Here is a 25,233-nt window from a genome sequence, read left to right as displayed (position 1 = left end):
GCAATCAAAAACAGGGAAAAATAATGTCCAAACTTGCAGAGTACCGCCAGTTGGAAAAACACCTCGCCGAGCAGCTCCGGGCACTGGAATCGATGAAGGGCGATGAGGGGCTCAAGAAAGAAATCGAGTTCGAATCGAAGCTGCGCAAGCTGCTTGATCAGTACGGCTTCAGCCTAAAGCACATCGTCAATCTGCTCGACCCAAAGGCCCCGGCCCGAAGCACGATCGCCGAAAAACCTGCAGGCACACGCAAGCCACGTGACCTAAAGGTCTATAAAAACCCAAATACAGGTGAAGTGATCGAGACCAAAGGTGGGAATCACAGAGCTTTGAAGGAATGGAAAGCAGAACACGGCGCAGACGTTGTGGAGGGATGGCTGAAGAAATAAAGCCGCTTCACCTGAAAAAGGGCCCAGCAGGGCCCTTTTTGCTGCGGGCCTAAAGCCCACCAACTCACCAGACAGCTTCAAGCTGCAGTTACAAACGACCTGCACAGTCGTGAATTTTATAGCAAAACTGGAAGCCCGCTGTCGGCCAAAAGCGGACAGTTTCCACACGGACTGCATGCTCCCCTTGAGATATCCAGCGCAAGACCCGGCGATGAGCCAGAATTTACTAGAGCCTTGCAAATCACGCCGCCTCTTGCGTCCCCGCCGCGGATCCCAGTACCAGGATCACCTCACCGCAGTCATCCTCCTTCTTCTCGAACATCCGTTAGCCAGTGCCGCCTCTTAAAGCGCCAGCCGGAAGGCGATGATCGGTTCTCGCTGTAGCCGAACAGCGCGGCGTCCGGCGAGATGCCTTTCTTTTAGCTGATCGAGCTGCGGTTGATGTTGGTGGTCTGCCAGGTGGAACACAGGCCGGTTACGGCGGAGCGTGTGTATTGATTGCCCTCGCGGAGAACGCTGTGGGGTTTCGGGTGTTTGCAGGGGAGGCTCGGGAGAATGGCTGAGAGTTTCCCAGTTGGCTGGATGGGCTCACTTGAAATTGTCGTGGGCGTCAACGATGTAAGCCAGCTCTCTGCCGGGCGCTTTCAACTCCGCTTCACGTACGGCCAAGTGAGCCTCGCTGATCTTGAATGGCATTTCTGCGAGAGCTTTGAACTTGAGTTTGGTCAACGACTCGAGTACCTCCGCAGCACCAGTAACGATGGTTCTCAGGGTGCTGGTCGAGAATTTCGCTTTCTGAATTTTCATGTATTGCTGGTATTCATCCAGAAGGTACAGAACCTCATCCCTCAGGTGATCGGGGTTCAGGTCCTTGCGTTCGGAGGTCTTGTTCATCCAGTTTTTCAGACGCCTGAATTTGATCTTCGCTTCCTCATCATTTCGCCAATCTAGTATCGCTTCCCATGGGGTTTCGATGCTTGGTTGGGGAACGTTGGCAAGCATCAGATCAAGAACGAGATTCTGGTTGTCCTGGGCCGCAGCCCTGGATTGCTGTTGTTGAAGGGACCTGCTACCCAAGACGATGGGTATGTTATGCAACGAGTTGCGGATTCCGGAGATTCCCAATTCAGGCGTCGCTTCCATAAACCATTCGGGACGAGTCATCTCCGAGAGGGTTTCGTCGAACGAACCTTTTCCTGGCTGGAAGTAGCAAGTGCTCTTTGCTGTTCTGATGACCCATACCGGGAGGTTACCGTCAAAGTCTTCCATCTCGAATCCCGACGATATCGGATCTTCCGTTGGAGCATCCAGCAGACCATGGTCGAACAATAAGTTGAGATCTGTGGAGACGCGGCGAATCTGATCTTCATTGTAGTAGGCAACTGACAAGGGAAATCGCGCGCGTTTGGCACGGGGAATGCTCGTCAGGAACACTAGGGTGACCTTGTCGACCATCAAGGCGGATTTCTTGAGACTCTCCAGCGAATCTTCTCCAACAAAGGGCAGCAAAGCGTTTCCAGCGTTGTCCATGGGCAGATCCCAAACAGGTAATGGAGCAGAATGTATGACCTGACAGCCCGTCAGGTCCGTGCTTTGCTAGGAAGAATGCCAATTGTGCCACGCCTATACAACCTGTCCCCTCCTGCATCGCCAGCAACAGATTCCTGCCCCAGATCATCGCCAGATCCTCCTCACTGTAGCCTGCATCCAGCAACCTCTAGCTGAATCCTCGATGTGGGCGCATCAGCGCTACTCAGAACATCACCGATGCCAGGCCGAGCAAGACTTTGCTGGTGAGCGTCAACATCGGCAGACGGCGGACGAACAGCCCGCCGGTAATCAAAAAAATCAGCAGGGACGTTACACCGTAAACCGACAGCCCCAACGTCAGTGCGGCGGGCTATTCCTGTCACCGTTGACCCATCGTGCTAACTCGCCATGCGTATGAGCTATCTCGGCCCTATCTCCCGACTCAGCAGCCTCCACCAGCGTTTCTGGCAGGGATGACCGACTAGGAACCATTTATTTTATCTGCCAGTCGCAGTCTGCCTCTGAAGTGGAGCCCAGTGGGCACGCAAGAAAACGCCCCCTGGAAAGACAGGGTCTCGGAAGTGAAGAAAGCTAAATCTCGCCAGTTCTTAATGAATGACTGCTTCTGGCCCAGAGTGTGTAAAAACGCATTCGTCATTTTGAAGTCTGCGTCGCTATGTGAAATCTGCCAGCGCTCGCTCAAACGGACCTACTATTTGAGTAGGAACACGATTTCCGGACTGTTTTCGTCCGTAGCTGCTGGTCAAAAGCGTTTTTACACAGCCTCGGCCGATTGCTGCCGCTCACGAACGGTCGCTTTCGGCCCAGGCTGTGTGAAAACGTTTTTGAGCGAGTTTGGCAAGTGGACACGCAACAGAAATCGCGTTCCTACGCAAATTTCAGTTTTGCTTACCAGACAAACACCAGCAGATTTTACGTAGCAACACAGGCTTCAAAACGGTGCATGCGTTTTCACACGGCCTGGGCCAACAGCGGTCATTCGTGAGCGGCTGCTCTCGGTAAGACGCGACCGCTCGAAGGTATCTACCAATCAAAGAGCAATTCCTTGGTGATTAGGGGGCGTCCTCACTGACCTCTGTGACCGACTCTGTATTAAGTCGGGGTCGAAGATCCAGTATTTTCACTAGAATTCGGACTTCGTGGCCCACCGCCTCCATAATTTGATCGGCTTCTTCTTCCAGCATGCCCCTTAACTGTACAAGGTCGATCCTTTCGCCAGTGTCAGGGTGGTCCCATTGTCGCGAAGACGCTACGGTCACCATCAAACAGCCAGTTTTGCAGCTGTCAGCCGCCATATATTTAGTTAACAGCTGATCTCGCAAGGTGCGTTTCAATACTGCACCGGACCAACCGTTCTCACCTACTTTTAATTCAATTGTCGCTTGCTGGCCGGACGTTGAGCGCATTCGTACGTCCGTCTCTTTCTCATCAGCAGTCACAGCCTCTTGATCAACTGTGTAAAGTTCGTTCGCTGTCTCCCTCAACCTCCGCGCAATTTCCCGGCGCATGAGTTTTTCTGATTTTATATTCGCCCAACTTTCACGAGGGGACACATCTTGCAGCAGTAGGTCATCGATATCGTCCAACCTGTCCTGCATCAAGCTAAACATTTCATCGCGGGTCTTTGGGGGGGCTTCGCCGATGTCGTCCAGAGGTGAGATTTCGTCCTCAGTCATCTCGGCCTTATCCATTTCCTCCGCTGCCTTTTGCTTCGCCAAGAGTGCAAGCCTATCGCTAAAATGCGCAAATAGCGGATCGACAACCAACTCCATCTTGGCAGCCCAAGCTTCGGGTCCCGTCAGCGCGAGCACAGCATTTAGGAGCGTATTACGCGCCTGCTCTGCATCGTCTCGCGCTGTAGGCGTAAACGAACCCTCCCTGCGCAGATCATCGCTGGGACGGACATGCTGGTAGGCGAGTCGCAAGAGCCGTACGCGCTGGCTGACGGTGAAACGTTCGAAACCCAGATCAAAAGCCCACCCGCTCCATCGACCACCAAATACACTGGAAAAAAAGTCGACTCCGGGCCCCTCGGCCGCCGGGACTATTTGTAGAAGAAGTCGTGTCAATTCGAGTGTAGCCGCTTCAGGGTCCAATGCGAAAAGCGCAGACAGCCACAGATGGACGAACGCTGGTTTGTCGGCATTTCGTAGCTTTTCCAATACGGTATCGCGAAGAACGACTTGCTCGCCCTCGAAGTTTTGGCTCATGAGTATGGCCAAGACCGTCTTTGGCCGCTCCCAGATAGTAGGGCCACTGTCTTCAGTCTGAGATGGCTCTATAAAAATGTTCAACCAGCTTTGCAAGTCGACAATGAAAAGCTGTGCGACGAATGGCGGTGAATTTTTGACGACGTTTAATACGTTGAGATAATCACCAAGTTCACTAACCTTTTCGAGCTCCCACCGCAACTGCCTGCCAAGGACACTCTGAACGACATCAGGAAACGCTTTTGTGAGCTGCTCTATCCACTCAGGACAGCCCAGATACTCCAATGGGATGTAATGTGCAGCTGTCCGAGCCTGTGCTTCGCTGATTTTTGTTGCCCAAAGCGGATCTTCGGCTTCCGCCCATAGCGCCGTCAGTCCAAGTTGCCAGCGAACCTGAACAACACGGACTTCGTCTTGCGGTCGATCCATGGGTAAGGTCGGGCATTGTGCCGGCCATAGCGTAAGCATCTTGGTGTGCAAATTATTGGTGACCGAGATGCCAAAGTGCTGCTCCAGAAAACGCCGGTTCCAGCTAGATGCCTGGTTCGACCCAGTTGCCCTTTTCATGATTTCCCAAAGCGCTTCTAGCGTACGCTCGCCAACAGGGGAGTCCAGCACCCCCTCTGGGTCGCCTATCAGCTGGCGCCAGAAATCCATCCAGTACTGTTTCTCGTCGCTGGCACGGCGCTCGGCTATAAGCTTATGCTCCGCATCACGCCTCTCAAATTCCACCATCTGCGCGGACTTGCTTGGTGGCTGCAACGCTTCATCTATCCTCGCCAGTAATGTCTGATCGTCACTAACCAGAGGCCTCAGCGTTTCTACGTAGCTCGCCCATTCCTGAGAACGATCAGCCGCATTCATGAGTGATGCTTCCAACATCAGTTGGCGCATGTCGAGAGAGCGCTGGCGGTCGGCCAGGGCCGCCTGAATCCATTCAGAATCCTGAGCATGATTCAGGTATATCGCCCCGCTAGAATTCGATGCGTATAACCGTGGCCAAGGTTCGCTTTTAGCTTTAAGTCGTTGCCGTAAGCTGTCCTCGCAGGAAAACACAAGCTCTCTTATCTGCGAGGGCGCACTAGCAAACATCGTTTTGATCGATTTGAAGTGTTCGCCGCGAAGGTGAAGTGACGAAGCTATTGCCAAGGCGAGAACGAGTCCTTCGACCACCTCTTGAGTGGCCAGCCCCAAGATAGAGAGCTGCAGCCCCGCTATCGCGAGCAACGGTACAAGATCAGGACGAGATACACAGATGTGCGGCCAATCTTCTGACCAAGACACGCTTTCATTAAGCTGCATCGAGACCGCATCAAACAGTCGCTGGAGCTCATCGGCACTGAGGTTGGCGTCCCGTAGCGTTCGTGTTAGATACCCCATTCGCCCGCTTTCCGGATTCGGAACCACCGGTAGGCTGGCCAACAGTTGCACCAGCACCTCGGGTCCTAAATAGGCTGGAAAAAGCTCATTTATAGCCCCACGAATAAGCCGTTCTGACCAACGTTCAGAAGATTCGTGCATCTCTTGTACGAGCGTTGATAACCGTGGATCAGTCAACTGCACGAGGGCATCGATCGCAGTCAGGCGTTCGTCATCTTCAACAGACGGATCTGTGGCGATCGCATACACGAGGTCACTGCAATCACTCATCTCTGCGTAGGCAACGAGCTGAAGCAGTAGCTGTCGAACTTCCGTATTCTCAATCCCCCGCTCCAGCATCTCCCTGAGCGTTGAAGACAAATCTTGCGAAGCGAAACGGCTAACCTGCAACGACGGTATTTTCAACCCGCGCCAGCCCCCATTGCCGTACCGAGAGACAAAAGCTTGAAGCGCCTCGATTCGCTGCCTTGGGCTTAGGGACTCCGGGTCACCCTCAGAGAGTAAAACTTCGGGTTCACGATTTCGGACTTCTTCGAAAATGCTGGGGTTTAACCGCGCTAACCACGCTGCGATCGGCCGCATGGATGGTTTGATGACTTTGATTTTGTGCGACGTCTCAGCGAACAATAGGCGCTTGACGGCTTTGAGCGACATGCCCAAGGACAAGCGATCGTCGAGGCGGTGAGCCGCCAAGTACTCGACCACCGAACGGTGGTGAAACCGGACACGACCATAGCTTGCGAACCCAAAAATACTACGCTCCAAAAGAGTCTGGATTTCTTTGGCACTCCAGTCGCTCAGTACGCGACCAGGATCTAACGCGATTGATTGCGGGTTGGCCTCCAAATCGGATTCCGTGTTGTGACGAATCGTCAACTTACGGGCCAGCAGCGCTGCGAGGGCAAGTCGGCTAGCGCCCTCCAGCGCACGCGCAGGCGATATCTCGTCAGGTCGATCAGTGCGTGCTTTGAGCTTCACCTGAACATTTTGCGAAACCTGTTCCCGGTGGGTTCGGATGCTTTTTGAGGCTCGCCAGTCAGCGCAGAGTTCAATCAGGTCTTGCGGGCGTCTAGCAAAATCCTGAGCGTTCTTCTCACGAATTGAGGCGACAAAGCCATCGATGTCCGTCACGAGTTGAGTGGCAGCCATTTCTCGAATTTGCGTGTCAGACAGCGGGTGTAGCATGGCAACAAGAAGCTCTGCTGCGCGGCCCACCTTGTCTTCTGCATCTTTTTGTTTACCTTGGCATGATGCGACCTCCGCAAATCGTTCTGCGCTGGGCGAAGCGGTATTTTCGAGGCTGATCTGGCACGGAAAATATTGACGAATCAAATGTTGGTCCACGGGAATCGGCCGGGTCGTAATGACGATGCGTACCCTGTCCAGGTTCCCATGAAGCTTTTTGCTCAGCTTGTTTAATGCGACCTTGAATGAACCCAGCGTGAGCTGTAGCTCATCGATTGAATCCAAAAAAAAAGTCGCGACGTCGGACTGGCTCGTATGCCAAGCATGAAAGCGATTTTCTTCCTCCTGAGACAGGAGATCCTCGAATGGAGACTGCGCCAAATCTGATAACTCCAGGAAAAACGCAGGCTCACCGCCTTCCCAGAGCTGCTGGTGTTGAGTCCGACACTCAAAAGTTTTGCCCGTCCCTGCCTCAGAAACAATTAACACGCGCATTGACTTCAGCAGCGCATCCCAGTCGATGGTTGGAGTCAAACCCAGCTGGTCGCGCAGCATCAGATTCTCGATATCTGCGGCTTTTTCTTGAGAGAGGGTGCCAAAGGTGCGTCGAATGCGTGAGGACTGCGTACTTACTGAGCTCATAGAAAGGATGCCGAGAGACGAAATTTCGCCTTTGTAGTTCATTTCTCAGATGGTGTCTGCAAAATTTCAGACTGAATCGCCCCTAGTTTTGGTAGATAGGCGGAATGACCGCTCCTGGCCGCTAGCGGCCATCGTACACGGTTGCCCTAGGGCACAGGGGCAACGGCTGCGTTACACAGTTCCGTATTGTTACATCACATACACAGAAACTCCCAGCGAAGTGTTACAACTATTTTATTCTTATCTTTCATATAGTTAAGAATTACCGCTACACCTGAAACACCAGTTACACCGCATTTGAAGGGTCTGGCCCCCGCCCCCCTATGAAGTGAGCCCCATCAGCGAATGGAATCCGTTATAAGCCGGGGGCCCCTGAGGACTTCCGATGCATACGGGGCAGGGAACCCGCGCATCTTGAGTAGCCGACGTTTTCACAGCTTAGTGAACTGGTGAACCCGGTGAACTCACCCAATCGGGTGGTGAACCCAGATGTTCATTCCTTCAGCTACTGATCTGCTGCTGTCAACCCGTCAACTGTCAACCAACGTCAACCGATCAACCGCTACCAAAGCCACGCGGGTTTCCTGCCCCGTATCAAAGGCCTTCCTTCAGGGTCCCCAGCCCAAGGTTGGTTGTCAGCGAAAGGAAGCTGCAATGCGCAAGCGCAAACGCCGAAGTAGCATCTAGAAACTCTTCGACCTTGGCTGCACGACTGCGTACACGTGCCACCCATTCGCTTGTGACCTTTCGGTAAGCTCTTTCTCGCTCCTCCTTCCAACCAAGACCCTTCGGGTCTCTAGACAGCGTGTGGGTTAAATAAATACGGTCGATTGCCTGGTCCGAGAAGCGCTGATGGTGATGCACAGAATTCCTAGCTCTCAGTTCCTGATCGAACTCCTTGTCGAACAGCTTTATGTACCTGCCTACGTCTACCTTATTGTTTGACACCGAAGCGTCTAGGGCATTGAGGTAGTTCTTGAGCCGCTCCCTAAACTCATAGAATCGGCCAAAGTACATTTCGCATACGTTCGTTAGGTGATCCGAATGGCTGACAGGCAAACCGCGAAAGGGATACCGTCGGAAGTAATACTCACAGTCGCGCAGTACCTGGATCGTCTGATGAAGGCCCAAGTATTGATAGACGACTGCGTATTGCCCATCCACCTCTGGAGGAAAATTGAAATCTTCGAGCGGCTCGCGCTCCTCGTCTGACAGCCATTCATCGTCAAACAGCACCCTGTCAAGTTTTTTGCGGTTCCACTCTCTCCAGCCTGGGTAGCTATCGAGTCTACGAATCCATTCGTAGACTGCTTCCAGCATTAATTTGTTGTTCGGCCACGGCTCGGTCGAAATTGTACTCACCGGATCAGCCATCTAATCAATTCCCCAGCTCCGCTTATCATTGACGTTATGTACGTCAATTTAGCCGTTTCTTTTGACATTGGCAGACGCAGCGTCCAGCACCCTGTATCCCTGCATGTATCCCCAGAAACTTACAACCCGGCCTCCCCCTTTAAATACGGACACTTTGCCGCCCGGTTCAAACGACCCCGGCCCACCAAATTGCAAATGAAGACGCCCTAGGGCGTCTTTTTTTGTGGCTGAAATTCAGCAAAATCAAGGCCTTAGGGTCTATCAGCGTCCATAGACGTCCGGCATAATCCAGAACATCGGGTATTCCAGATGGTATTCCAAGCCCTTCAGTATTAATTTTTGGAATACCAATTGATGTCATGGAACACCTCATGTGCGCCCAAGCCACCCGCCTCTCTGACCGCCAGCTCAAAGCGGTAAAGCCGAAAGACAAAGACTACGTCCTCAGCGATGGAGACGGTTTACAGCTGCGCGTGAGGATCAATGGCTCGACGCTCTGGAATTTCAACTATCGGCAGCCGATCACCAAGAACCGCATCAATATGGGCCTCGGCACCTATCCAGAGCTCTCACTCGCACAAGCCAGGAAGAAGACGGTCGAAGCCAGAGAGCTTCTCGCCCAGGGCATCGATCCGAAAGAGCAACGTAGCGAGTTGGAGCAGACAAAAAGGCAGGCAACCGAGCACACGTTCGAGAACGTGGCCTCTGCTTGGTTTGAACTGAAAAAAGATTCGGTCACTCAGGCGTATGCCGAGGACATCTGGCGCTCGCTTACGCTGCATGTGTTTCCATCGCTGGGAACAACACCTATCTCGCAGATCAATGCCCCGAGGGTCATCGAGCTGCTGCGCCCTTTGGAAACCAAAGGCAGCCTGGAGACAGTGAAGCGACTGACCCAACGACTCAACGAGATCATGACCTACGGTGTGAACTCGGGAATGATCTTTGCCAATCCGCTCAGCGGCATTCGGGCCGTTTTCAAGAAGCCGAAAAAGCAGAGCATGGCAGCCCTCCGCCCCGAAGAGCTGCCAGAGTTAATGGTCGCCATCGCCAATGCGAGCATAAAGAGAACAACCCGCTGCCTGATCGAATGGCAACTCCACACCATGACCCGCCCTGCGGAAGCCGCCACGACGTCCTGGGCTGACATCGACCTCGACAAGAAAATCTGGACGATCCCGGCGGAACGTATGAAGAAGCGACGCGCTCACGTCATACCGCTGACCGAACACGCACTTGCTCTGATAGAGACGATCAAGCCCTACAGCGGACACAGAGAGTACGTGTTCCCAGCCGGCAGAGACCCACGAACTCACTGCAATAGCCAGACGGCAAACATGGCCCTGAAACGGACGGGCTTTGAAGGGCGCTTGGTGAGCCATGGCATGCGCTCCATGGCCAGTACCATCCTGAACGAACAGGGATGGGACCCCGAGCTGATCGAGGTCGCACTTGCGCACGTGGACAAAGATGAGGTGCGTAGCGCCTACAATCGTGCCGATTACATTGAGAGAAGACGCCCGATGATGATCTGGTGGAGCGAACACGTCCAGCAAGCAGCTACCGGCAACCTGTCGGTATCAGCCATCAAAGAAAATCGGGACAAAAAAGTCGTTTCGATACGCTGATTAAGGGCTTCTACCAGCCGATTCTGTTGAAAAAATCCGGCCGGCCTATCTACAAGTGTCTTATGCGGAAGAAACGCATTTTTCGCAAGCTGCTACGTGAATTCTGAGCCATTGAAACTTCGGGCCAAAACACGGATTTCAATCTCATGCGTACACTTTTCTTCCGTGGAACGTGAGCTGACTTTTTCAACTCATCGGCCAAAAGAGACTCTCGGAAGCATCCACGCAGCCCCGGGCGATTCAAGAGTAGTGGTTGATCAGAAACGATATCGCTTAGCATCTACACACATCCTCTGAAGCAAGTCTTCAGCGCGCGAGGTCTTGGTGACAGCATTCGAGTGGGCTTTCAACATGCGTAAGAGATGAGCATATTCGGTGCGCAGTCCAGTCGCGAAGATGCCGGGGTCGTCTGAGCCGATTACTACGCTAACACCCCTTTCTGTGGACCTTTTTCCCAGGCCCAGCCAGTGCTGAGCGTGGTGCTCCTCGTAGCCCCTGTGGACACTGATCCGCACATTGCTGCTTGGGAGTGTTTCGATAGCAATACAGCGTTCATGCAGGAGTTGCAGAACAGCACTTTGAATCCCGCGCATGACCTTCGGACTGAGAACGTCGTTTTCCTGAGAGACGACGAGATCCTCACGTGCCCGTTTCAGCTCATCGACGGTTGCCCCTTGACCGTGGCGGCGCAAGAAAAGCTCGTGCGCTTTAGGCGCTCGGCTACGCGCCTCCTCGAAACGTCGAACTTCTGCCCTCCGGTTTGGATCTACGTCGTCTTGCCGCAAACCTTGGACGAGCGGGTCAAGCGAGCGAAGTATCCAGGCATCGGCCAGAATTTCTGGTGTGATGCTCGGATTACTCCAGATTCTCATGGACAACCGATGTATCTCTGCCTCAATCAAAGGCAAGCGGTCGATATGTACCCTTACTCGAAGAAGCATCTCCCTGGCGAAGACCAAGTCGTCCAACCGATCCTCGGTTGACATCACCACATATCCCTCAACCGCGGCCCACCAAACCTTCGGATCCAAGCCTGATGCCGTTCCGTGCCCGATACGACAACCTGCATCCAAGTCGAGGTAGAACACTGCCTCGGCCATAGCTCTGAGGCCAGAAGTAAGGTGAGCAAAGTCCTCACCGGCATGATAGGTAAAACGCCGAATTCCGGCATCTCTCATGCGGCGGAATACAGGAGCAAACACCTCAGGCCCTGCGTGGCGTTCGTTACTGGCTGCGTCGATTCCGCGTATAAGCGTATCAAGTCCCGTCGTCCGGCTAATGAGTGCAACCAAGGCACGCGCGCTCTGATCGACCTCTCGCCGCAACTTCACATCGCGGCACATCGAACGAAGCCTCAATGTATTGAAGAAGGCACCCCTTTCCTTGGCGTCTGTCCGCTTAATGAAATGCGGCACGAGTCCGAGGCGCAGGCGCCTCATAGAACGTGAAACTCGACCATCCGCCTCCTCCGTCGTCGAGGCAGACTCCTCACTCCCACTCTCCAGCTCGCGTACAAGCTCTAGCAACTCAGCCAGAGAACCATATTGACCGACCTTCCTTATGATGCCGGCTTGTCCCGCTTCACTTTCACCCAGGAACTCTAAATAGCCACGCAATATGCGACTTATCAGCTCAGCAGAGCCGTCAGGATTGGACTTAGGCGCAAATCGTCCTTCCAGGAAATCTACACCCTTTTGGTGTGCGCGTTCGATCTGACGAAATCGCTCTGCATAATCCTTCTCCGTCGCCTCCCGCAACTCGTTTAGGGTGATGTATTGAAATTGGTCGAAGCCTTTCTGATGCGTTTGCTGGACTAGTAGGCGGCAAAACTGAGCTCTCAACAGGGCGTAGTGCCAGAAGACTAAACCACTGTTGGTCTCCACTCGCCCACTCTCGAAAACTTTCAGAATTGCCACTAGCTGCCACGCTTCTCTAACCACTCGAGGAATTTGGTTAGTCGGAATGTGCGGTAGACAGGCATTTTGCGCACGCCGATAGGCTGCCACTGCGCCTTCACTTTTCTCTGGTTTAACACTCGGAATCGATCCCGGCGCGGCATAGCTCAAAAGCAGAGCCTTCAGTGCAACGGCATCTTCGACCCGCTGCAAAAGCAGATCCGGCGTGAGCTCAGAATCCTCTTGACACAGCAAGCGCCCCACACCACTACCGATTGCCACATGCAAACCGCTGTCTTTCGCTATGGTCTTCGCTGTGAGCCCACCTACAACGCGCTCTGGTCGCTCCAAGGCGTCACACCAGATTTTCTCGGCTTCGGTCGTTCCGTTGAGATGCATGTGGGTTTCGTCCAGCCCTTCGCTGCGGCACAGATGATCAAGAAACGGATCATCATCCACCGGTAGAGTGGAGTCGCACAGCCATCGCCTCATCAGGGACAAAGCCTGCTGCTGCTCACCAAAGGTTAGCGTGGTCACGTCCGTTGAAAAAATCCGCTTCGCCATCCAGGCCGAAGTAATCAGCAACGGTGGGACTACCAGCACAAGATCCTGCCAATGAGCCAACAATCTTGCTCGCACTCTAATCGCCCCATCACGCCCTTCGCACAGGAAGGTCTCGGCAAGGCAGCTCAGCAGCCTAGGAAGTGCCAGCCCCGGATCTTCGAAGGGCTTGACGCACGCGGCCTGAACTTCTCTTGTCATAGGGGGGCTGGACATTGACGCCGCGGGGTCTAATCGCTTTACGGTGCGCGCGATACGATTTTCTAGAGCTTCATCTGTCAAAAGCGGATGCAAGCGGCGCATCTGACTGAAGCGTCCGCGAGCATGGGCATCACTCAGGAGATCATAGCGTTCGCGTGCTATGGGCAAAAGTACCATCCTTACACCTCGCTCTCCCTTCTCCGAACGTTCGAGGGTGCGCAATAGGTCGAGGTTCATGAGCACGGCCTTCGCGTAATCAACCAGCTCCCGTACGTCAATCAGTTCGTCCGTGAGGGGCGGAATCATTTGCGGCTCACTTCGGGGCATAACGTGGTACGACGTTCAGAACGTCAAAGAAACCATCTAGCTCGACAAAACGTTTCGTGACTGTCTTGGGACCAAACTTGACCTGGATTTTCGGCGGCACTAACCAATGGCCGAAGTCAAGTAGGTGGTTGAGTTCGATACCGTTATTCGACGCCTCTTCCTTCCAGCTTTCTAATGCCCTCTCTACCGCCTCTTTCAATTTTCCGGTGGAAGTACCACTGAGGTCGTATTTCTCCTTCGGATTGAGGAATATCCATACCAATGGGCAAGAGAGAAGGATAACCGCTAGCGGATGGAGGGTTTCATTTACCCCAGTTGTTATTTGCCCCAGCGCTTTACCGAAAGGCAAATCGGACATCTTTGGGCTTTCCTTACGGCCTGACAGATTAGATGTAACCACAAGGATGACGTGGAGAATGGTAGTAATCTGCCGGTGCAGAATTTCCCCACTTTTCCAGGACAAGGTGACCTTTTCATCCAATCCCATTAGGTCATCATGGATCCGTGAGGCGATGCTGCCCAGCATCGCCGGAGAAACGGCGGCTCTTGTTGTGTGCTTGCGCGAGAAGGCGTGCCAATTTTTCAGGTTGGTCATGAACTGAGCAAAAGCGACGTTTTGCTCAGCAGTGGTAGCCTCTTCGTCGCTTTCTGTGTCGTCATTGCTCGGTTCGTCGATATCTTCCTCTGTGGTCGGATCATAGTCGTCTGGCGCAGCCACGCTTCCGAAAGCAGGGACGGTTGAAGTTACGGCATGAGCTGCGAAGTCGATAATCTCATCAGTCATTAGTAGATCGCCTATGACGGCGAAGAGTGAGAGAGCCGAAATCGAGCGAAAAGCTTCTCCCCGTTTACTAAAGCGTTTGTAGACGACCCGATTGAGGATGTCGCCAAATTTCTCGCATCGCTCTTCTTGGAGATCGTCGATCGAGAACCATCCAACACCATTTCGAACCAGCAGGTCACCCCCGCCAGCGTTAGAAATTTCATCGATCCAATTTCGGGTAATAACTCCGCCGTTTACCTTTTCTTTAAGCTCATTGACTGTCAGTTTTCCTTTCACATCTTTTACGCCGTAGATGCGCGGCAAAATATCTTCCCTTTTGAATTGGCTGGCCAGCCCGACCGAACCGAAAGAACTTGCGGGCATTCTTCCTATTTCTTGCCAGGACCGGTCAATGGAGCCAATACGCGCTGCGAGTTCTGGCAGTGGCGGCGACGATTGCGTCCAGAGGAAGTCGAAGACTGATTTACGGGTCTTTTCATCACCTAGCTCTGGGCGGTGCATCATGGTGATAGGGAGAGCTAGGGCAAACAGAGCCTGGAGCACTCCACCGTGCCGTACCTCAAGGCCCTGCGAAAGCGCCAACGCCAGGCAGTGAACCACAATTGCTTTGGTCCGATCGGGTGGAACCCCGAAACGGAGCAAATCAGGGGCATTTTCCTGCCTAACCAACCAGTTGAAGGTTGCCCGCAACGCATAGTCATAATTGCCATTATCAATGAGATCGATCGGAACGCCCATAGTCCGTAGCCGAGCCTCGAACACGGTCAGAACCGCTTTGCGGCTTTGCTGCAAATCATCAACGGCAAGAGCTCTCAGGTAGCCGATCACCAGCCGTAAGTGCTCCATGGCGACGAAGTCGAAGAATGGGTGGAGTCGTGAATTGGTGGTTTCAATCAGTTGATCCCGGATTCGTCCACTGGCCCAGGATTTCAGCTCATATGTGCCGTTGTTCGAGCTCAGTACGATTTGAACGTCGCCTTGCCGGCTCTGAATGATGCCGCCTAAAGGTAACATCGAAATTCGGTGCTGCGGCGGGACGACCTTGAGCAGATATTGCTCTTCCAACTCCAGAACTGCATTGGCGACATTTTGCTTGTCGTCCCCAATAATGCCGGGGTCTTGTTTCAGAATTTTGTTGCCAAAAGTATCGTAGATACTGCGGCGTAAAAGCCGCCCATAAAGATCAAGGTCTCCCGACAGAAGCAGAACCAGACGAGGAGACGTCAGGTATTTTCGAATCGTCTCCAGAATCGTGTGTCCTTGAGCGAAATTGGTATCGACATCGTCGAAGGCTAGGACGAAGGCTTGTTTCTTGAGGAGGTTAAGAGCTGCTTCGATGTAGGCACTTAGCTTCCGTTCGAAGAGCCGCCCTTTCATTGCCTTATGTAGGCCACGGCTCATGACCCAGTTAGCGTCTTCCCACTCGCTTCCATAGGCCGAGTTTGCTCCGATCCCATCGAGAAGGCCAAGCCCCTCTGCCAAGGCCTGCTTAGCCTTGTCCAACTGGCCATGATCGCCCGGGACATGCGCAGCCGCCGCCTCAATCATCGAAAGGATGACGATGATGATATTTTCCTTAGTCTCGATCAGTGTGGGGTCGATCATAGGCAGTACATGGAGCTTTTGCGCGATTTCACTGACTTCATCGCGAGCGTCTCTCAGGCGTAGCAGCGCGGTTAGGAGAAACGTTGTTTTGCCGCTGCCGCGCCCCCCTTCGATAAGTACCGCGTTGTGTGTCCTTGGATAGCTCAAGTCGGTATCTCTGATATCGGCGAATGAGTCCTCAGGAATAAAATCCAACTGGTGTTGAATTAGCCTGGCCAGACGCTCGAAAGCACCTCTCTGCAGAATGTCAGCTGGATTTTTAAGCCTTTCCGTCTCGCTTTTGGAAAGGTCGATTACCAGCTTCAGCTCACCCATCGTCAATGCCCTACAGAAATAAGTTAAACGGATTATTATAAGTCGAGTTAGTGGCGAATGCCCGACTTCTCCACCGATTTGAGTAGCACACTGAGGCGACCCAGCCTTATGGAGACCCAATATCGCCCAGCCGTGAGCGCTTCATGCTGCAAGGCTGCTTGAGCTCAGCATCTGATCGCCTATGCCAAAAACCCGCTGCAGCGGCAGACATCAGGCAGAATGCAGTGCGCCGCGTGCCTGCATGCGGTCTTTGTATGAATACATGAACTACCTCTAGGTAGTCCAAGATCACAGGACTCACCGAAATCCATCTCGAAGCCACATTGAATGCGGAGAGGTTCTATCAACGTTGTGGCTTCACAGGAAGCGCCCATGCTGTCTACATCTCCCCCTCAGGGCTACGTTTGGCATGCGTACCTATGCGCAAGCAACTGTAGATCAGACTGGCCGCTGCCCTGCCCCTCATTCAACAAGGCCTGCGCGCGCCGCCCACAGCAAGACCAGCGGCCATGCCCCCCCATCTGACAATCACGTATAGTGGCCATATATCATCACCCCTCTCGACCAAGGCGTGTGCCGTCGATAATGGTTCGGCTGGCATAAGTATGGAAAACTGCACATGCCGCAAAGAAGAAACCTGAAAAACTCTATTTTCATACCCTTGAAGCTCTCTCAACTGATCGGTCTTTTCAGTTGGGTTATCAGTTGGTGCCTGAACCCGTCCATTGATCGATCGCTGGATGTATTCATCTGTTGCGCGCTGACGGGGGCGACGCTGTCGATCATTGTCACGTCCAATAGCAGGAGCATGCTGGCGTGGCGTCTGTTCGGCATTATTTACATGGCGTCACTGACCTTTCTGTTCAATGAACAGATCGAACGCATGGGCGTGGAAGCGTCGATGTGGGGGCTGGTTGTCACCTCCCTGCTCATCACGGGAATGAGCGTGTTCTTCGTCAAGTTTATTGATTACATCGCCGCCACTGCGCTGATCTGGTTGATCATGTGGCACACGGACCTGACGGCCATCGGCGTGGGCCATAAGCCGCTGTTTTATGTGTTCCTGATCAGTTCGACCTTGCTGGGCGGCTGCCTGAATGCGACCTTCCTGGGTCTGATCATGCAGACCATGGCAGCCAGGGACCGCTATCAGGAACTGTCCGAAACCGACACCCTGACGCACGCCCCCAATCGCCGTGCGCTGGTTGACAGTCTGAATACTGCGCTGGCGTCCGCTGAAAAATCGTCGTTGTGGTTTGCCATGCTTGATCTGGATCACTTTAAAAGTATCAACGACACCCATGGGCATGAGGTGGGTGACAATGTCCTTATAAGTTTTGCGACACGCCTCAAAGACACTAAGGGGCGAATCGCTTTTGGGCGCTTGGGTGGGGAAGAGTTTGGTGTGATCTTATCGGCGGCGAACGCCACAGACGCTGTACACGCACTGGAAGAGTTATTGATGCTCACGCAAAAGGATGAAACGGCTCAAGTGCCCTATTCATTTAGTGGCGGTGTTGCAAGTTTGTCGCGGGTTGAAACGTTCAATGACCTGTTGAAAGAGGCTGATGAGAACCTGTATCACGCCAAGCGCAGTGGCAGAAAATGTATCGCCTTTGAAGGCAGGATAGTTTCATCGAGCACTGCCAGCACGACAACGCAGAATCAAGCGATGCAATTAGTTGACGCGCCTACGCATGCGTAGCGCCCGTCTCCCCCTTCAAACATTCCCGCCCCGCCGCACCTTCGAATACCGATCGATATCCTCCCGCAACGTCCACCCCTGCCCGTGCCAATAACGCCCGGCCGCTTCATTACTCTTCATGACGTCCAGGTGACACTTGTAAATACCCAGCGCTTCCAGACACTCGAGGCAGCGTTCAACCAACTCATGGGCAATACCGCGCCGGCGATACTCGGGCAGCACGATCAGATGCTGCAGATAACCGCGGCGTCCGTCGTGCCCGCACATCACACAGCCGCACAGCGCGCCGCCTGCCTCGGCGACGAAGCTCATGCCGGGGTTGCGTTCAAGGTAACGTGCGGTCGCTTCGCGTGAGTCGGCGTCGCGCAGGGAAATGCCCGGCGTGCTGCGCATCAGTTCGATGACCGCATCGTAGTCGTCCAGGGTCATGCGGCGAATCGTGATCATGGGCTAAGCCTAGCCTGCAGTCTTATGGGCTGGACAGGTTAGCAGAGCCGCTTGATGCCTTGATGACAGCGCCGCCAGAGTCTGCCTATCAACCCGTAATGTTCTTTCTATTAGAAATCTTCGCGAAGAAGGCTAATCTGGATAAGCGTCGGTGAGAGCCGCGCGGTTCCACCCTGATAAGGAGATAAGAATGAGCTCAAGTTTGCGACGCACGTTGCGGGCTTGCCTCGCAGCAATCTGATGATCGCTGTGCTGCGTATCTGTAGAGCTGGCCCGATCGTTGACCGAACGGCCGGCATGAACCCAGTGCTGTTGAGTTTCGTCATCACTGTCTGAGGTCCCGCGAGTGGACTGGATGGCCGGATGCAAATGACAAAAAAGGTGTATCAAGCATGTCAACTGAATCGAAATGCCCCTTCAACCACGCTGCTGGCGGCGGCACTACCAACCGTGATTGGTGGCCCAAGCAGCTGAATCTGAAGATTCTGCATCAGCATTCCTCGCTCTCCGACCCGATGGGCGAGAGCTTCGACTATGCCAAGGAATTCAAGAGCCTTGACATCGAAGCGGTCAAACAAGACCTGCGCAACGTCATGACTCAGTCCCAGGACTGGTGGCCGGCAGACTTCGGCCACTATGGCCCGCTGTTCATTCGTATGGCCTGGCACAGCGCCGGTACCTACCGCACAGGCGATGGTCGTGGCGGTGCAGGTGCTGGTCAGCAACGTTTTGCGCCGCTCAACAGTTGGCCTGACAACGTCAGCCTGGACAAGGCGCGCCGCCTGATCTGGCCGGTCAAGCAGAAGTATGGCCGCAAGATTTCCTGGGCTGACCTGATCGTGCTGACCGGTAACGTCGCGCTGGAGTCCATGGGCTTCAAGACCTTCGGTTTCTCCGGTGGTCGTGCGGATGTCTGGGAACCGGAAGAAGACGTGTACTGGGGTTCAGAGACCACCTGGCTGGGTGGTGAAGAGCGCTACGGCGCGCAGAAGAAAATGCAGCAACCGGGCGACGGCACGCTGGTGGCCGAGCCGGAGAACCATGCCAACGAAGAAAGCCGTACTGCCAGCGGCGAACGCAATCTGGAAAACCCGCTCGCCGCCGTGCAGATGGGCTTGATCTATGTGAACCCTGAAGGCCCTGAGGGTGTGCCGGACCCGGTTGCTTCGGCAAGGGATATCCGTGAAACCTTCGGTCGTATGGCGATGAATGACGAAGAGACCGTGGCGCTGATCGCCGGTGGTCACGCCTTCGGCAAGACCCACGGTGCCGGCCCTGCCGACAACGTTGGTCCGGAGCCTGAAGCAGCCGGCCTTGAAGAGCAGGGTTTTGGCTGGAGAAACAAATTCGGCAGCGGCAAGGGTGGCGACACCATCACCAGTGGCCTGGAAGTGACCTGGACTTCGACGCCGACCAAATGGAGCAACGAGTACCTCGAAAACCTCTTTGGCTTCGAATGGGAACTGACCAAGAGCCCGGCAGGCGCGCATCAGTGGACGCCGAAGAACGGCGCTGGCGCGGGCAAGATTCCGGATGCCCACGATCCCTCCAAGCGTCATGCACCGAGCATGCTGACCTCTGACCTGGCGCTGCGCTTCGATCCGGCTTACGAGCAGATCTCCCGCCGTTTCCTGAACAACCCTGAGCAACTGGCCGACGCGTTCGCCCGCGCCTGGTTCAAGCTGACTCACCGTGACATGGGCCCGCTGGCCCGCTACCTCGGCCCGGAAACACCGACCGAAGAGCTGCTGTGGCAGGACCCGATTCCAAACGTTGATCATGCGTTGGTCGATGATCAGGATGTGGCCGCACTCAAGGCCAGGATTCTCGCTTCGGGCCTTTCGGTCTCGCAGCTGGTATCGACGGCTTGGGCGGCAGCTTCTACCTTCCGTGGCTCGGACAAGCGCGGTGGTGCCAATGGCGGCCGTCTGCGTCTGGCTCCGCAGAAGGATTGGGCGGTCAACCAGCCTGACCAACTGGCGGGCGTGCTGAAGACCCTCGAGGGCATTCAGAGCGAATTCAACGCGGGTCAGTCGAGCGGCAAGAAGGTATCAATCGCCGACCTGATCGTCCTGGCGGGTAACGCAGGTGTCGAGCAGGCTGCGAAAAATGCAGGCCAGCACGTCACCGTTCCATTCGCACCGGGCCGCGCCGATGCGTCTCAAGAGCAGACCGATGTTGAGTCGTTCGGCTTCCTTGAGCCAATCGCTGATGGTTTCCGCAACTATCAGAAGGGGCATTACAAGGTCTCGGCAGAATCGTTGCTGGTCGACAAGGCGCAATTGCTGACCCTGACTGCACCGGAAATGACTGTACTGCTGGGCGGCCTGCGGGTCTTGAACATCAACGTCGGACAGAGCAAGCATGGCGTCTTCACTGATCAGCCGGGCACCCTGACCAACGACTTCTTCAAGAACCTGCTGGACATGGGCGTGGAGTGGAAAGCGACTGCAGGTGGCACTGATACCTTCGAGGCCCGTGACCGCAAGACTGGCGCAGTGAAATGGACCGGCACCCGTGTTGACCTGGTCTTCGGCTCGCATGCTCAACTGCGTGCGATTTCCGAGGTATATGGCAGCTCGGATGCGCACGAGAAGTTCGTCAAAGACTTCGTGGCAGCCTGGACCAAGGTGATGAACCTGGACCGCTTCGACCTGGCTTGATGTGTCTGATGTGCTGAGTTGAAAAAACGCCTCCCTTGCGGAGGCGTTTTTTTTGCTGCGATCAAAAAGCGAAGGCTGGTCTCATGAGCGGCTCATCATGCTTGCCGCCTGCTCCGTCGCTTCGGTCGTTCGGGTCGCCAGCTTGCGGACTTCATCTGCCACAACCGCAAAGCCCCGCCCTGCCTCACCGGCGCGCGCAGCTTCGATTGCCGCATTGAGCGCCAGGAGGTTGGTCTGGCTGGCAATGCTCTGGATAGTGCCAACTATCTGGGTCAGTTGAGCGATGTTCTCTTCCAGGTTTTTCTGATGCTGTGCTTCGGTGTCGCGAAGAGCGTCCTGTTCATGCTTCAAATGCACATCCACCAACGCACCCACCACCCTGAGTGGAACACCTTCGGGGTCACGGCGAGTCTGGCCGCGCGCACGGAACCAGCGGTACTCGCCGGTTTTCATCTTCAGGCGGTACTCGATATCGAACGGCGTCTTGCCAGTCCGGTCATTCAGGTGCTCACCAAAAGCCGTCAGACTGCGCTCCTTGTCTTCAGGGTGCAGCCGTGACGCCCAGCTATCCAGTACGTCGGGAAACTCTTCCACCGTTTCAAAACCCAGCAGACGCCTGAATTGTGGAGACCACCAAAAAGGATTGCGCGCATTGACCGGGTCGCCAGCAATGACCTCCATGTCCCAGAGCCCGTCGGAGAGCATCTCCCGGGCCAGTTCGAATCGGGTAATGATCACATCGTGTTCAAGATCACGTTCAAGCTCGTCGTGGATATCCCGAAGAGAGCCGGCGACCCGCAGCGGCGTTCCGCGTGCGTCTCTTAACGTTTCGCCCTGGGCATAGAACCAGCGATACGTGCCATTCTTCATCGCCAGACGATTCTTGACTCGGTACGGCGTGTTGCCGGAACGGTCATTCAGGTGCTTGGCAAATGCGTCGAGCGTGGCTTGTTTATCCTGAGGATGAAGCCGGTCTGCCCAGCTCGCCAGTACGTTGGGGAAGTCGCGCTCGTCGTTGAAACCGAGAAGCGTGCGTAGTTGCTGAGACCACCAGAATCGGTTGTTCGGATTGACCGGATCGCCCGCGACCACCTCCATATCCCAGAGACCCTCGCTCGATGCACGGTTGACCAGATCAAAGCGGGTTTCATAAGCGGCAGCCGAGGCAGAGGCTTCACCCAGTAGATGGCGGGCAGTTTCCAGTTCTTGCTCAAGATCGGCAATACGTTGCTCGTCAAGGCGACGCTGGGTGCTCAGCGAGCTCCAGCATTCAAGTACTGCGGTTTTTTCAGCACATCCCCCTACCGCGGGCTCAGTGCCGCCCTTGAGCGAGGAGATCAGTTGCTGAAGGGCCTTTTTGTCACGACGGGGACTGAACAGGTGAAGCATGCTGTGGGCTCTCAAAGTAGGAGAAGTTGGCCGAGTCCCTGGCACGTCCCGTCTTTATCGTCCTGCCGCCCGGTTTCTGTAATGCCAGATTGCGATCAGATTCACCCCCGCTGCGCAAACCTGCGCAACACAACCACACCCAACACAGCCGACAACACCGAACCGATCAGCACACCCACCTTGACCTCGTCGACCAGTTCCGGCGCGCCCGGAAAAGCCAGTGCGCCGATGAACAGGCTCATGGTGAAGCCGATACCACACAAGGCCGCAACGCCGTAAAGCTGACCCCAGTTGCTGCCGTCCGGCAAACGGGCCAAGCCTGCGCGAATCGCCAGCGCGGCCATGGCGAATATGCCGACCTGCTTGCCGACCAGCAGCCCTAGCGCAACGCCGAGCGGGACCGGGTCCACGAGCTTGTCGGCGGTAATGCCCGACAGTGACACGCCAGCGTTGGCAAAACCAAAGATCGGCACGACGGCAAACGCCACCCAAGGGTGCAGCTTTTCTTCCAGATGCAGCAGTGGCGAGCGAGCCTCTTCATCGGGTTTGCCCAACGGGATGCACAGCGCAAGCGCAACGCCAGCGAGGGTGGCGTGGATGCCGGACTGGAGCATAAAGAACCACAGCAGCGCGCCAACGATGAGGTAAGGCAGCAGTTTTTTAACACCCAGACGATTCAGCGCGACGAGCACGGCTATGGAACCCAGCGCTGCCAGCAACATGGGCATGGAGAGATCGCTGGTGTAGAACAGCGCGATGATCAGTACGGCGCCGAGGTCATCGAGAATCGCCAGTGCAGACAGGAATATCTTCAACGACAGCGGTACGCGCTTGCCCAGCAGGGACAGCACGCCCAAGGCGAATGCGATATCGGTCGCTGCCGGAATGGCCCAGCCGCCGATGGTGTCTGGCCGTCCCCAGTTGAAGGCCACGTAGATCAGCGCCGGAACCACCATGCCGCCCAGTGCCGCAAAGCCTGGCAAGGCTCTCTGGTTCCACGACGCGAGCTGACCGGCGAGCACTTCGCGCTTGATCTCCAGGCCGACGAGCATGAAGAAGATCGCCATCAGACCGTCATTGATCCAGTGCGAAACCGATAACCCGGCGAACACTGCGTGCAGCGCGGCGAAGTAGCTGTCGGCCAGCGGTGAGTTGGCAACGATCAAGGCCGCCAGCGCAGCCGCCATCAACACCAGCCCGCCAGCGGATTCAGCAGCGAAGAAACGCGTGATGAACGCCAGCGCGTTCGGGGATTCGGTACGGGAGGTGGGTTTATGCATGACGGCTCCGCGGGGGTACAGCGCAAAAAAGGCCGCAACCTTACCATCCGCGGAGTCTGTTGAAGGCTTGGTAAACCTGAGGATACAAATTAACGCTTCCCGGCCGAAACCGGGCCGGGAAACGTCGCTGAACAATGCCTGCCGATCAGGCAGATATTGTTCATGTCACTTCTTGACCGTTTCCTCGAGCGTAAAGCGGCCCAGCGGGTTCTGACCGAAGTGCTCGATGTTCTTGCGCGACACACTGATGTAGGGACTGTAGTAGAGGTCGATCCAGTTGACGTCGGCCTTGGCCATTTTCTGCAGGTCGATGTACATCTGCTCGCGCTTTTTCGGGTCCATTTCGACCCGTGCGGCAGCGACCAGCTCCTTGACCTTGTCGTTCTTGTAATGGGTCATGTAGTTATTGTTGGTGTCGTGGCCGAGCACGAAGGTGGTCTTCTGGTCCGGGTCGAGGATGTCGTTGGTCCAGTACATCACGGAGATGTCGTAGTCACCGGCAATCAGCATGTCCCAGCTCTGGCTCGGGTCGACTTTCTGCAGCGTTGTGGTCACGCCGACCTTGGCCAGTTGCTGTTGCAGCATGACCGCGATTTGCTCGTCGACTTCGTTGCCCGCGTTGACCACGTAATTGAGTTTCAGGTCCGACGCGCCGGCGTCCGCCAGCATCTGTTTGGCCTTCACCGGGTCATAAGGGCGTTGCAGGTTGTCGGCGTAGTGGTACAGCGCGCCTTTGGGAATGTAGGAATTGGCCACGGTGCCCAGCCCGAAGGTAGCGGCTTCGACCAGCGATTTCTTGTCGATGGCCATGTCCAGCGCCTGACGCACTTCAGGCTTGGCCAATGCGCCGTGTTCGTGGTTGATCAGCAGGTGATCCTCGCGAGTGGAGGGGTCGAGGTGGACCACCAGATCGGGGTCCTTCTGCAGATTTGCGATGCGCGAGAACGGTATCCATATCGCAGCATCGAGCTCGCCCTTCTGGACCATGAGCGTGCGGGTGTTGTCGTCCGGCACCGAGATCCACTCGACACCGTCCAGGCTCACGCTCGGCGCTTCCCAGAAGTTGGGGTTCTTCGCCAGAATTACCCGGTCACCGCGCCGCCATTCCTTCACAGTAAATGCGCCGGAGCTGACAGGCTGCTCGGCATACGCCTCTTCGCCCATGCTCTTCATGGCTTTCTCGGAGAGAATCGACACGTTGGGCAGGGCCAGTTGCGAGAGGAACGAGGCCGAAGGATTCTTCAGCGTGATGACCAGCGTATGCGGATCTGTCGCAACGGCCTTGTCGATAATCTTGTAGGAATCGCTCCACAGCGAACCCTTGTCGTCGCGAATTCGCAGCAGGCTGAACACTGCGTCACTGGCTGTCAGGTCCGAGCCATCGGAGAATTTGGCCGGGCGCATCTTGAGCGTATAGGTCAGCCCGTCAGGCGAGATCGACCAGCTTTCCGCCAGCCCCGGCACCAGCTTGGTGCCTTTGTCATCTACGCGGATCAGCACATCGTAGACGTTGGAAAACACCCAGTTGTCGATGTTCTGCGCACTTTTGATCGGGTCGAACGTGGTGCCGTCCTCACGACGGCCGATGGTCAGCACGCCCGCAGCTTCGGCAACACCCGCCGCCAGTGAACAGGCCGCCAGCATGGCGACGGTCAGCATTTTCATTGGTCGAGCTTTCATACGCATGAACTCCTTGTCGATG

At 55.2% G+C, this 25,233-nt stretch carries 12 protein-coding genes and 3 pseudogenes; 5 read left to right on the top strand and 10 right to left on the bottom strand.

What is annotated here, in order from left to right; genetic code table 11:
- Positions 1-23 precede the first annotated feature (23 nt).
- Positions 24-389: a histone-like nucleoid-structuring protein, MvaT/MvaU family gene (locus tag BT119_RS16810; protein ID WP_017708916.1), complete on the top strand. Its 366-nt coding sequence runs from the start codon at positions 24-26 to the stop codon at positions 387-389.
- Between the two features lie 588 nt (positions 390-977).
- On the opposite strand, the gene BT119_RS16805 is transcribed toward BT119_RS16810, so the two are convergent.
- The 3 genes from BT119_RS16805 to BT119_RS16795 all read right to left on the bottom strand — a co-directional run bounded on the left by BT119_RS16805 (position 978) and on the right by BT119_RS16795 (position 8,731).
- The gene (locus BT119_RS16805; protein ID WP_072366394.1) at positions 978-1,919 is read right to left on the bottom strand and encodes a hypothetical protein; all 942 of its coding nucleotides are present in this window, start codon (positions 1,917-1,919) and stop codon (positions 978-980) included.
- A 1,073-nt stretch (positions 1,920-2,992) separates the two neighbouring features.
- On the bottom strand, positions 2,993-7,399 hold the full coding sequence (locus BT119_RS16800) for an NACHT domain-containing protein (RefSeq protein ID WP_139271364.1): 4,407 nt from the start codon (positions 7,397-7,399) through the stop codon (positions 2,993-2,995).
- A 552-nt stretch (positions 7,400-7,951) separates the two neighbouring features.
- Complete coding sequence (locus BT119_RS16795) at positions 7,952-8,731, bottom strand: hypothetical protein (protein WP_083553794.1); 780 nt, start codon at positions 8,729-8,731, stop codon at positions 7,952-7,954.
- A gap of 371 nt (positions 8,732-9,102) precedes the next feature.
- Between BT119_RS16795 and BT119_RS16790 the strand changes: the two genes are divergently transcribed.
- Complete coding sequence (locus BT119_RS16790; RefSeq protein WP_072366392.1) at positions 9,103-10,359, top strand: integrase domain-containing protein; 1,257 nt, start codon at positions 9,103-9,105, stop codon at positions 10,357-10,359.
- A 257-nt stretch (positions 10,360-10,616) separates the two neighbouring features.
- Here the strand turns inward: BT119_RS16790 and BT119_RS16785 are convergent, their stop codons facing one another.
- Positions 10,617-13,322, bottom strand: a complete 2,706-nt coding sequence (locus BT119_RS16785) for an amidohydrolase family protein (RefSeq protein ID WP_256573024.1) — start codon at positions 13,320-13,322, stop codon at positions 10,617-10,619.
- A gap of 7 nt (positions 13,323-13,329) precedes the next feature.
- Positions 13,330-16,047 (bottom strand): hypothetical protein, encoded by a 2,718-nt coding sequence (locus BT119_RS16780; RefSeq protein WP_072366388.1) that lies wholly within the window; start codon positions 16,045-16,047, stop codon positions 13,330-13,332.
- A 293-nt stretch (positions 16,048-16,340) separates the two neighbouring features.
- Here BT119_RS16780 and BT119_RS27530 point away from each other — a divergent pair.
- A pseudogene (locus tag BT119_RS27530) lies at positions 16,341-16,484 on the top strand (GNAT family N-acetyltransferase); the annotation flags it as partial.
- Positions 16,485-16,666: 182 nt separating this feature from the next.
- The gene (locus BT119_RS16770; RefSeq protein WP_072366386.1) at positions 16,667-17,752 is read left to right on the top strand and encodes a GGDEF domain-containing protein; all 1,086 of its coding nucleotides are present in this window, start codon (positions 16,667-16,669) and stop codon (positions 17,750-17,752) included.
- 15 nt (positions 17,753-17,767) lie between these two features.
- Here the strand turns inward: BT119_RS16770 and BT119_RS16765 are convergent, their stop codons facing one another.
- Positions 17,768-18,199, bottom strand: coding sequence for a GNAT family N-acetyltransferase (locus BT119_RS16765; RefSeq protein WP_003368626.1), 432 nt, complete (start codon positions 18,197-18,199; stop codon positions 17,768-17,770).
- 392 nt (positions 18,200-18,591) lie between these two features.
- On the opposite strand from BT119_RS16765, the gene katG reads away from it, so the two are divergent.
- On the top strand, positions 18,592-20,862 hold the full coding sequence (katG, locus tag BT119_RS16760; protein ID WP_003431573.1) for a catalase/peroxidase HPI: 2,271 nt from the start codon (positions 18,592-18,594) through the stop codon (positions 20,860-20,862).
- Positions 20,863-20,952: 90 nt separating this feature from the next.
- On the opposite strand, the pseudogene BT119_RS27910 reads toward katG, so the two are convergent.
- From BT119_RS27910 to BT119_RS16745, 4 genes and pseudogenes are all read right to left on the bottom strand, one after another.
- Positions 20,953-21,219 (bottom strand): annotated as a pseudogene (locus BT119_RS27910) (methyl-accepting chemotaxis protein); the annotation flags it as partial.
- Between the two features lie 9 nt (positions 21,220-21,228).
- Positions 21,229-21,960 (bottom strand): annotated as a pseudogene (locus BT119_RS27905) (PAS domain-containing protein); the annotation flags it as partial.
- Between the two features lie 392 nt (positions 21,961-22,352).
- Complete coding sequence (nhaA, locus tag BT119_RS16750; protein WP_072366384.1) at positions 22,353-23,531, bottom strand: Na+/H+ antiporter NhaA; 1,179 nt, start codon at positions 23,529-23,531, stop codon at positions 22,353-22,355.
- A gap of 165 nt (positions 23,532-23,696) precedes the next feature.
- The gene (locus tag BT119_RS16745; protein ID WP_042930652.1) at positions 23,697-25,211 is read right to left on the bottom strand and encodes an ABC transporter substrate-binding protein; all 1,515 of its coding nucleotides are present in this window, start codon (positions 25,209-25,211) and stop codon (positions 23,697-23,699) included.
- Positions 25,212-25,233: the final 22 nt, after the last annotated feature.

Origin of the sequence: Pseudomonas sp. NFACC10-1 (genome assembly GCF_900119195.1) — a bacterium.
Lineage (GTDB): Bacteria > Pseudomonadota > Gammaproteobacteria > Pseudomonadales > Pseudomonadaceae > Aquipseudomonas > Aquipseudomonas cerasi.
The sequence above is the reverse complement of the archived record's forward strand: the minus strand, read 5'-3'. Positions and strand labels throughout refer to the sequence as shown.